Consider the following 9,812-nt stretch of genomic DNA (forward strand, 5'->3'; position numbering starts at 1 on the left):
CCCTCTTTCACCTTAAATATCTGTATCGGAAATACCGGAACTTCTCCTTGTCCCAATCCTTCGCTTGTGGCGGCCAACAACTCCCTTATAAGCAGGCGTCCTTCGGCCGAAGTATCCGTTCCATAGTTGATGGAGCTGAAAACCACCTGGTTTCCTCCACGGGAGTGCATGGTGTTTAGGTTATGGATGAATCCCTCCATGGCCTGGTGGGTATCTTTCCGGGTGGCTTTAAGCGATCGTTCCCATATAGCTGAAAGACTTTGAGAGGAAAGTATAATATTTTCCTGTTTCAGCATTTCCAGAATAACCTCAGATTGCTCTTCACTCCATTGAATGGACTGGATAGACCCGGTAAGCCGGTTGCGCAGTTGACTCTCGTTGGAGTCTGCGTTATCCCGACTGATGTTATGAAGAAAAGAGATAAAAGTGGTAAGGTGTTTTATAAAGGTCTTGCGAACGCCTTTAGCCATAAAGAAATCGAATGCCGGAATGGATTGTCCGCCGTGCTGTTCGTTCTGGTTTGTCTGAAAAATGATGGTGGCCAGTGTCGCATAGCTCTGTATCGACTGTGGGGTACGGATGGAACCGTTCTTTGTACGGAATCCTCTTTCAAAAAGATCGTCCAGGTCGTACTGTATGCAGGTGGTTGTTTTGGTTGGATAATAATCAAGGTCGTGTATATGTATATCGCCGTTGCGGTGTGCTCTTGCATACTTAATACCCAACAGGTATTTATTGGCATAATCTTTGGTTACCTCCGAGGCGAATGTCATCATCTGACCGGCAGGGGTGTGGGCAGACATGTTGGCATTGCTCAGATTCACATCATTTTTCTCGATAGCCACAATCCCGTCCATCACCTGTTTCATGTGTGTCTTCTTATCGCGCTCGATGGTACGCCATTCACGATAGATAATATACTTTTTGGCTACGTAAGGGTTGCGTACCATAAGTTCTTTTTCTACCAGATCCTGAATCTCTTCCACACTGATTTGAGTGCCCACAATTGCCGAGGCTACTTTCTCGGCAACTTGATCGATGGTACTGTTTTCTTCCTGAATGCCACTCGCTCTGTATGCTTTCAGAACCGCATTCTTAATCTTGTCGATGGAAAAAGCTTCGCTCATACCATCGCGCTTGGTAATTAAAATGTTCGAATACATCTTGTATAACTTGTTTGAATGTTCATACCCCTGATCCTCGCAGGGTGTAACAATGCGTGCAAAGGCAGGTCTTCTGACTCGCTTCCTCCGGACGCCTTCCCGTTTTTTAGGTTCTTTTGAAACCCGAACAGTGGCAAAGAAATGTCCGTACGTTTTAATGAAGCTCACAGCAGCGGGACTGTTCGGGATTTTCACCCGATTCCCTATTAATCCCTTTCTCCGGATGGAGAGAGAGAACCATTGCGACAACAAAGATAAATGAATACTTTTCAAAAAGGCAAAAAAATACCCAACTATCTCTCGTCGTTTTGTGAAAAATGAAACAACGAGCAGCTAGTTGAGTCTTTCTTTATTGTACGATAGGTGTTACAGCTTAGCCCCGTAAGCCAGATCGCCCGCATCGCCCAATCCGGGGATGATGTAGGAGTGATCGTCCAGTCCTTCGTCCAGTGCCGCAATCCAGATGGTACAGTTTTCCGGCATTTTTTTCTTAAGATATTCCAGAGCAGGCTTACTGCAGATAATGGAAGCTACGTGTACATGTGCAGGAGCTCCTTTGGTAAGCAGTGCTTCGTAAGCCAGTTCCATGGAGCTGCCTGTTGCCAGCATAGGATCTGTCACGATAAGCGTTTTTCCTGTGATAGATGGAGAAGCAATGTATTCGATATGGATATCGAAATTAAGCCTGTCTTTGTATTTACGGTAGGCAGATACAAAAGCATTTTCGGCATTGTCTAAATAACTTAAGAACCCGTGGTGAAATGGAAGTCCGGCACGAAGGATGGTGCTTATTACCACTTGGTTGTCTGGAGTGTTCATTGGAGCGATTCCCAATGGAGTAGGGATGTTCTTTTCGCTGTAAGCGAAATCTTTACTGATTTCGTAAGCCATGATTTCGCCGATTCTTTCAATATTACGACGAAAACGAAGGCTGTCATGCTGGATATTCACGTCCCGCAACTCGGCAACAAACCGGTTTAATACGGTGTTGGATTCTCCAAGATTCACTATTTTCATTCGGATGTATAACTTTGTTTATTAAAATTCCGAACGCAAATGTACAAATAAAATGGAAATAGAGAATAACGTCTGTTAAAGTTACTCTCTATTTCTTTATTTATTAACGATAAATTGATTTAGTTTACATATACAGATGTCTCTGTTCGTACGGTTGGACGGATGGTAATCTCCTCTTTATCCTTACCTCTTTTAATAAGGAATGTAGTTACATTAGTGCCAACCGGATTTACGTAGGGGGTGAAATTATACAGATAGGAGAACCCTGTTATATTGGATGGGTTCTTGAAGAAGTCGGCTATCTTGGGATAATTCATCACATTCCAATACATACAACGGCTAAATCCGTTTGCATCCGTAAATTGAGTGGCCGGATCTCGTAAATCCATTGTGAGGGTTATGAATTGCTTGTATGCAGAGGTAAACTCATCCGATGAATAATTCATTTTCTGATTACCGATGCGTTCTATCACATCGCCGGCCTTTATTCCTGCAGCTTCAGCTGGTGAGCCTGGCTCAACCTCTGCAATACGTTCCAAGCGGTTTATGTCGTAGCTTATTCCGGTGTAGTTGTAATTCTTTACATCTACTTTTACAGGAACATTCCGGGTATATTTTACAAAAGGATACTGCAGGCACATTAAAGGAATATGGATGGCTGCATAATCATCCAGCCGGTATGACTCCGTAAGAAGTTCGTTGGATTCGCATTCCCACACAACCTGGCCGTGCAACACTTTCTGATCGATGAATCTGAACCCGAATTGAAGCAGGTAAGGAGCTTTCGATTCGACCGACCCTACTGATAGGAAAGGTAATTCAATCATCTTGCCGGATGCTGCAAAATAACGGAATGTTTTTTCCGCTGGTTGAGCACCGTTAGTTACAGCTCCTGTGTAATTGGGATTTTTATCGAAGAAATAATAGGTCTGAATAAGCAGGTCAGGGTTGGAAGCATTGTAAGTCAATCCCTTTTTTACAAGTTCTTTTTCAATACGCTGGTTGATGAAGTTCTCTAATTTGCTGTTGTTTTCGTCAATGGGAGCAAAGCCAAACGTCTTATACGTATCGAACGAAATTTCTTCGCGGGTGGTGGTTGTCTTGAAAGGACATATAAATTCCCTTTCCGAAGTGCTTTCCAGACTATACATATTGAAGGCAAGAGCAAGCTGATCTTCCGTAATTGCCTGACTCAATTTGCAGTCTTTATGGATCATCAGTTGTTTTCCTTCACTCGACAGGTTACGTACTGTAAGGATAATTTCGTCTTTTGTTTCATTGTTTAACAGCTGACTAATCTCCATAGCAGTTAATTCATTTACCGGAATACCATCCACCGATTCAATAATGTCATTCAACTTCAGTCCCGACGACTCTGCAGACGAGTAGGGAACAATTCCCGTAATCACCGGTTTGTTTAATCCCCAGTGGATACTGTTGCTAAGTGCATATGTAAAACCAGGACGGCATACTATATTACTTTTCTTTTGAGCTGTGACTGTAACAACAGCCAGAAGCAACAGCAGGGATAACAATGTTTTATTAATCATACTCAACATGTTTGTATACTTGTTACATAAGTAATTGGTAAATAATAAGCAAAGGTAAAGAAAAATAAGCAGAAGCGGAATACTTGGCAGCATATTTGCTGTTATTCTATGGAGAGATGACAAAAATAAGGATGTGCTACATGCGTTGTTGCAGCATGCTTATTTCTGTATGTTGTTGTATTACAGATAATAATAAAAAACAAGAGATAGATTATGATGGGAAAAAGTGCGCAGAAGAATAATCAAAATCCTGAAAACGATCCAATCGTGACAGATCAGGAGGCGACAAATGTGCAGAATGAACAAGTAAATGAGTCAGCCGAAACTTCAACGGCAGACAATCTGACAGTTCAAATGGTCGAAATGCAAAAGAAGTACGATGAACTTAACGATACTCATTTACGTTTGATGGCCGAATACGATAACTATCGTAAACGTACGTTACGGGAGAAAGCCGATTTAATTAAGACCGGAGGAGAATCTGCCCTGGTTAATCTGCTTCCTGTGGTAGATGATATGGAACGTGCCGTAAAGAATGCACGTGTATCAGAGGATATGACTGCCGTAGTAGAAGGTGTAGAATTGATTTACAACAAATTTATCTCTTATCTGGCTCAGCAGGGTGTTAAACCCATCGAGACAGAGATGAAAGATTTCGATACGGACCATTTCGAAGCAATTGCAACCATTCCTGCTCCGGCCGAAGAGTTGAAAGGCAAAGTGATTGATTGTGTGCAGACAGGTTATGTGCTGTTCGATAAAGTGATTCGTCACGCCAAAGTAGTAGTAGGAGAATAAGCTAATAACAACAAAGATGGCTAAAAGAGATTATTATGAAGTGCTGGGCCTGGAAAAAAATGCCTCAGCAGATGATATAAAAAAGGCTTACCGGAAAAAGGCGATTCAGTTTCACCCCGATAAGAATCCCGGAGATAAGCAGGCGGAAGAGAATTTTAAAGAGGCCGCCGAGGCTTACGACGTACTGAGCGATCCACAAAAACGTCAGCGTTATGATCAGTTTGGTCATGCTGGTATGGGTGGTGCTGCTTCGGGCGGTGGTTTTGGAGGTGGTATGTCCATGGATGATATCTTTTCTCAATTTGGCGACATCTTTGGTGGTCATTTCGGAGGATTCGGTGGTTTTGGTGGATTCAGCGGCGGAAGTCGGGGTGGTCGCAGGGTTAACCGTGGATCTGATCTCCGCGTAAAGGTGAAACTTACCTTGAAAGATATCGCCAACGGTGTTGAAAAGAAGATAAAGGTCAAGAAGTACGTAGCATGTTCCAAATGTAACGGAAGCGGAGCAGAGGATGATCACAGTAAATCTACCTGTTCAACCTGTAACGGCAGCGGAGTAGTTACCCGTATTACAAATACGATCCTGGGACAAATGCAGACTCAATCTGCTTGTCCTACCTGCGGTGGTGAAGGAAAGATAATCACCCACAAGTGTTCGGTCTGTGCCGGCGAAGGAATTGTAAGAGACGAAGAGGTTATTACAATCAATATTCCGGCTGGTGTGGCAGAAGGTATGCAACTTTCTATGAGTGGAAAGGGTAATGCGGCACGCAGAGGCGGTATCAACGGCGACTTGTTGATTTTAGTGGAGGAAGAGCCACATCCTGAATTGATCCGCGACGAAAACGATTTGTTATATAACCTGTTGCTGAGCTTCCCTCAGGCGGCATTGGGTGATACTGTCGAAGTACCTACCATAGAAGGCAAGGCGAAGGTTAAGATTGATCCGGGTACACAACCTGGTAAGGTGTTACGTTTGCGTAATAAGGGACTTCCTTCGGTAAATAGCTACGGTACGGGCGATTTATTGGTGAATGTGAGCGTCTATATTCCTGAAACATTATCGTCTGCAGAGAAAGAAACACTTACTAAACTGAAGGACGAGGCTAATTTCCAGCCTAAGAAATCGGTAAAGGACAAGATCTTCAGTAAATTCAGAAATTTATTTGATTAATACTGTACTCTTATTATTTTTTAAAACGCCCTGTTGAATTTATTACAACAGGGCGTTTTTTTATGCTTTCGAGTTAAAGGAAGTTAAATATTAAATAAAGCAAGTAAAATATTATGCTGCAAAACATAAAATGCATATATTTGCACTGTGTTTTTCATGGTATTAGATTTAAGGTTAACAATGAAGATTGGTTGTCGGGAGACAACCTTTTCTTTTTTATGCACATTCGCTTTAAATGACTACCTTTGCAGTAATTTAGAAACATTCCCACAGTATTATGAAGCGCGTATCTGAACAAAAGGCTTCGCTTACCGCGAAACAAAAGTTTTACTGCGAGTTTTGTACTTCCTATAAAAATAAGTATTTGTATGAAAAAAGTATTTTGTCCGAAATGCGACAATCTCACAACATTTGATGAAACAAAGTATCCGGTTGGAAAACCGATTGCACTGGTTTGTGCACAATGCGGCTCTCAGTTTAATGTTAAGTTAGGTAAGAAAAAGGTTCAAGCTCCTTCCGGAAGTGAGAGGCAGCTGGTTGAACAAGATTTCTCCAATGGCTATATTAGTGTGATTGCCAACTTTTTCGGAGACAAACAAGAATTCGGATTACAACTGGGCGATAATGTAATAGGACGAAGAAACAGAGATACGGATGGCGTGGATATTGCCATCATTAATACCGACCCAAGTATGGGCAGAAAACATTGTGTAATCAATGTAAAGAAAAATGCAGCCGGCAAACTGATATATACGCTTCGCGATTTTCCCAGTTTAACAGGTACATTCTTAAACAATGTCTGTCTGGGGAAAAAAGAACAGGTGGTTTTGAATCATGGGGCGGTTATTACCTTAGGAGCAACGACCTTTATTCTTCATTATCCTGAGGGTCAGGAAGAAGAAGAGATGATGTATTAATACATCATCTCTCGTTTTTTTATAGAAAAGAAAGGAATTTTATAGAACGGCCTTCACCTGATCCAATACTTTTTTTGCAGCTTCTCTTTCGGGCGAAATTTGCAATGCCTGTTCCAGGTATTCGCTCGCTTTCTTAAAGTCTTCGTCCGCTACAGCTTTTTGTTTGTCGTATTCGGCACGGTCTGTCGTTGCCAGCGGAGTTGCTTTTTGCATCAATTTTGCTCCATTGTTAAACATCATTACTCCCAGACTGTACAAAGCATCTGTTTTGTACTTCTTGTCGGTAATGCTTAAAATACTTTTATAAGCCTCTTCTGCTTTGGCCTGATCGCCAGCCTGCTGAAATTTTTGTCCCTCTTTCAAGTAGTGAATAGCATACAGCTTTTCCAGATTGTTATCGCCCGGAACCACTTTAAGTCCTGCTTCAATGGTTGTAAGCATCTCGGCAGTTTTACCCATATTTCGCAATGCTTGTGCTTTTCCTGCATACGACATTGGTAGTTGATAATTGTTTTTGATGGAGATATCAAAATACTTCACAGCACCTGCATAATTTTTGCTGTTCAAACCGGAAAGTCCGCAGTTAAATACAGTTACCGAATCCTGGTTGTTGTTTGTCTTAAGGTACTGGTCGTACTTAGTAAACGCAACAGTGTAATTTTTTGCTTTTAAAGCCTCATCTCCTTCACTCTTTACTTTGTTTGCATCCTGTGCAAACACACCGCTAACACATAGGCTTAATGCCATCAGTAGAATCTGTTTTTTCATGTCGATTTATATATAATTAGTAATTGTAGATGAAAAGTACGCAACTTATCGTTTAAACGAAAATTTATTCATATATTTTAACAAATATAAAGATAACTTTTAGTCAAGGAATTCCACTTTTATTGATACTGAATGTAGATTGGTTGCGGAACAAGCTTTAGTATTTCGGACGGGGTAAGCATGTGGTGAGGTGGACGTTTCAAATCATTCTTGTAAAATAACTTGAATCCGGTAAATTGTACAGGCTCCCTGTAGATATATTGTTTATAGGTATCTCTTTTCAGGACAGTAGATCCCCATCCATCCATATTGACAACCAATTGTACTTCGGGGTGAAGCTTGATCTGATCGTATCCTTTTACCATGCCTTGGGTAAAGCGGTGTACAATCAGTATCTTGGGTGTAAGTTTATGTTTTCGCACCAGACCGGTGAGGTACTGCGAACAATAATTAATATCTCCTGCATCAAAGGATCCGATCTTGGTCCCCGGTCTGCTACCGTCCTTCATAGAAAATTCCGGATCGATAGCTAGGTGCACGTGGGGCATTGAAAGATACTTTTCCAGTAGAGGCACCTCTTCCTGTACCGTACTTAAAGCCACCTGTATGTCCAGAAATACAATGGCTTTTCCCATGGCGGCAATTGATAAGGCGGAATCAATCTGACTTTCGGGCATACGTTTGCGGTAGGTGCCGTCTTTCTGAGCACTCCCCTGGGCAACAACAGCTATATAATGGATAGCCGGTTGAACGGGAGTGGAAGGGTCTGCTTTTTCCCAGACCTTCATCTCGGCATGTAATCTTTTCCATACCTCCTGAGGTGGATATTCTCCTAATATCCCCATCTTTTTTGAATACAGATTACCATAATAGGCAACAATCCGCTTAAAAGGAAGAATAGGATCTCCGGAAGGGAAGGGCTGTGGAGAAACGGGCCATCTGCCGGTTGTATCACCGTTGGCTATTTTTGCAAGTTTATTTGAGTATGATAGGGTGTCGATGTTCGTTATGTCATCATTGCTATCCGTTTCTGCAGCAGATTCAGATTTCAGGGTACAGCCGTATAAAGACATACATAGCATAGAAATGAGCAGATAGGGAATAGTTCTGTACATGATAATCACAGGTAAAGTTTATATTCATTATTCTTCATCCATGATCAAATATATAAAGAAAATCCGGGATTTGAAACAGAACCGTCTATAAACAATTAAAGGATGTCATCCCGACATCCCCTAACCAAACTTTGTTAACCTTAAATCTAATACTATTATGAAAAAACCACGATACAAAGGTACGGATATTTCTGAATTTGTCAAGGTTTTGGATTGTAATGTATGTTAAATAACATATATCGTTGTTAACGAATCACCTCATTGTAAGCTTGTGTTTGACGGTTCATATAAATTGATACCTTTGCAACGGGAATCAAATACAATCAAAATATATGCAAAAGAAGAGACGGTTGGTTATTCTGTCTGATTTGTGGGGATGGGAGAGGGCCGATTGGTTGACATATTATCTTGATCAACTGCAAGGTGTGTACGATATAACTTGCTACGACAGTTGCAGCTTAGGTAATGTAAGTACAACCGATCGTAACGAAGCCGCTTTGCATGCTCAATTTATGGATGGTGGATTGGAGACGGCTGTTTCACGCTTGTTAGAGCTGGAGAGTGCCATAGCTTCCCAAGGTAACAGACCCGTCGATGTGCTGGCCTTCAGTATTGGAGGAACCATCGCCTGGAAAGCTTGCTTGTCAGGACTTGAGGCACACCGGATATTTGCGCTGTCTTCTACCCGGTTGAGGTATGAAACGGTTTTACCTGCTGCCGGTATATATCTCTATTATGGAGAAACAGATCCATATAAACCCGATGAAGTATGGATGAGACAAATGAATCTATCGTGCCGGATCTTTCCGGAAACCGGACACTTATTATATCGTGAATCGATTTTTGCTTCCCAAGTTTGCCGTGATATACTAAATGGAGTGTAGTCACCAACTGGTTGTACTACCAGCTTCTTGTCAATGTGCTAAAAAGGTAACGGATTTGCATTAAGCCAACTAAATTGTAGCACCAGCTTTTTGTCGATCTGCTTGGCCAAACAGTCAATGGCGTGTAAAATGCAATTTGTCGTACCTTAAAGGAATAAATCATAAAAAAAGAAGTGGGAGATCTGTTTGTCTTTAATTTTTGAACCAGAAATCATAGCATACTTTATTAAAATAAGAAGAGGGAGGCACCATGAGCAGAGACTCCCTCTTCTTATTTTAATAAAGTCTATAAACTATCTTTATTAACGGGGTTGACCGGATTCTTCCCGAACGACGAATACAGGAATTCAATACGTTCGGCATATGCCTTCTCAATTTTACCACGTACCATCTTCATCGTGCTGTTTATCATCTGATTCTGCTCGG

Annotated in this window: 9 protein-coding genes and 1 riboswitch; of the genes, 4 read left to right on the forward strand and 5 right to left on the reverse strand. The window is 41.6% G+C overall.

The annotated features are described in order from the left end of the window. The 3 genes from nrdD to AB7E53_RS10870 form a co-directional block, all read right to left on the reverse strand. Positions 1 to 1,163, reverse strand: a 1,163-nt coding sequence (nrdD, locus tag AB7E53_RS10860; protein ID WP_446775635.1) for an anaerobic ribonucleoside-triphosphate reductase, incomplete at its 3' end; no start/stop codon positions are given. Between the two features lie 46 nt (positions 1,164 to 1,209). Continuing rightward, positions 1,210 to 1,420, reverse strand: a riboswitch (cobalamin riboswitch). A 109-nt stretch (positions 1,421 to 1,529) separates the two neighbouring features. Further along, positions 1,530 to 2,180, reverse strand: coding sequence for a uracil phosphoribosyltransferase (upp, locus tag AB7E53_RS10865; RefSeq protein ID WP_079683341.1), 651 nt, complete (start codon positions 2,178 to 2,180; stop codon positions 1,530 to 1,532). Positions 2,181 to 2,299: 119 nt separating this feature from the next. Continuing rightward, positions 2,300 to 3,730: a PDZ domain-containing protein gene (locus tag AB7E53_RS10870; RefSeq protein ID WP_371689053.1), complete on the reverse strand. Its 1,431-nt coding sequence runs from the start codon at positions 3,728 to 3,730 to the stop codon at positions 2,300 to 2,302. Positions 3,731 to 3,943: 213 nt separating this feature from the next. Between AB7E53_RS10870 and AB7E53_RS10875 the strand changes: the two genes are divergently transcribed. From AB7E53_RS10875 to AB7E53_RS10885, 3 genes are all read left to right on the forward strand, one after another. Continuing rightward, the gene (locus AB7E53_RS10875) at positions 3,944 to 4,528 is read left to right on the forward strand and encodes a nucleotide exchange factor GrpE (RefSeq protein WP_079683340.1); all 585 of its coding nucleotides are present in this window, start codon (positions 3,944 to 3,946) and stop codon (positions 4,526 to 4,528) included. Positions 4,529 to 4,544: 16 nt separating this feature from the next. After that, positions 4,545 to 5,702, forward strand: coding sequence for a molecular chaperone DnaJ (gene dnaJ / locus AB7E53_RS10880; RefSeq protein WP_446775637.1), 1,158 nt, complete (start codon positions 4,545 to 4,547; stop codon positions 5,700 to 5,702). Positions 5,703 to 6,070: 368 nt separating this feature from the next. Beyond that, positions 6,071 to 6,619 (forward strand): FHA domain-containing protein, encoded by a 549-nt coding sequence (locus AB7E53_RS10885; protein ID WP_179399482.1) that lies wholly within the window; start codon positions 6,071 to 6,073, stop codon positions 6,617 to 6,619. Between the two features lie 39 nt (positions 6,620 to 6,658). On the opposite strand, the gene AB7E53_RS10890 is transcribed toward AB7E53_RS10885, so the two are convergent. Next, positions 6,659 to 7,387, reverse strand: a complete 729-nt coding sequence (locus AB7E53_RS10890) for a hypothetical protein (protein WP_079683337.1) — start codon at positions 7,385 to 7,387, stop codon at positions 6,659 to 6,661. 119 nt (positions 7,388 to 7,506) lie between these two features. Next, the gene (locus tag AB7E53_RS10895) at positions 7,507 to 8,502 is read right to left on the reverse strand and encodes a hypothetical protein (protein ID WP_446775639.1); all 996 of its coding nucleotides are present in this window, start codon (positions 8,500 to 8,502) and stop codon (positions 7,507 to 7,509) included. 332 nt (positions 8,503 to 8,834) lie between these two features. Between AB7E53_RS10895 and AB7E53_RS10900 the strand changes: the two genes are divergently transcribed. Beyond that, positions 8,835 to 9,386 carry a hypothetical protein gene (locus tag AB7E53_RS10900; protein WP_079683335.1) on the forward strand — a complete coding sequence of 184 codons (552 nt, stop codon included), beginning with the start codon at positions 8,835 to 8,837 and terminating at the stop codon, positions 9,384 to 9,386. Positions 9,387 to 9,812: the final 426 nt, after the last annotated feature.

This window comes from Macellibacteroides sp. (assembly GCF_050251695.1).
Lineage (GTDB): Bacteria > Bacteroidota > Bacteroidia > Bacteroidales > Tannerellaceae > Macellibacteroides > Macellibacteroides fermentans.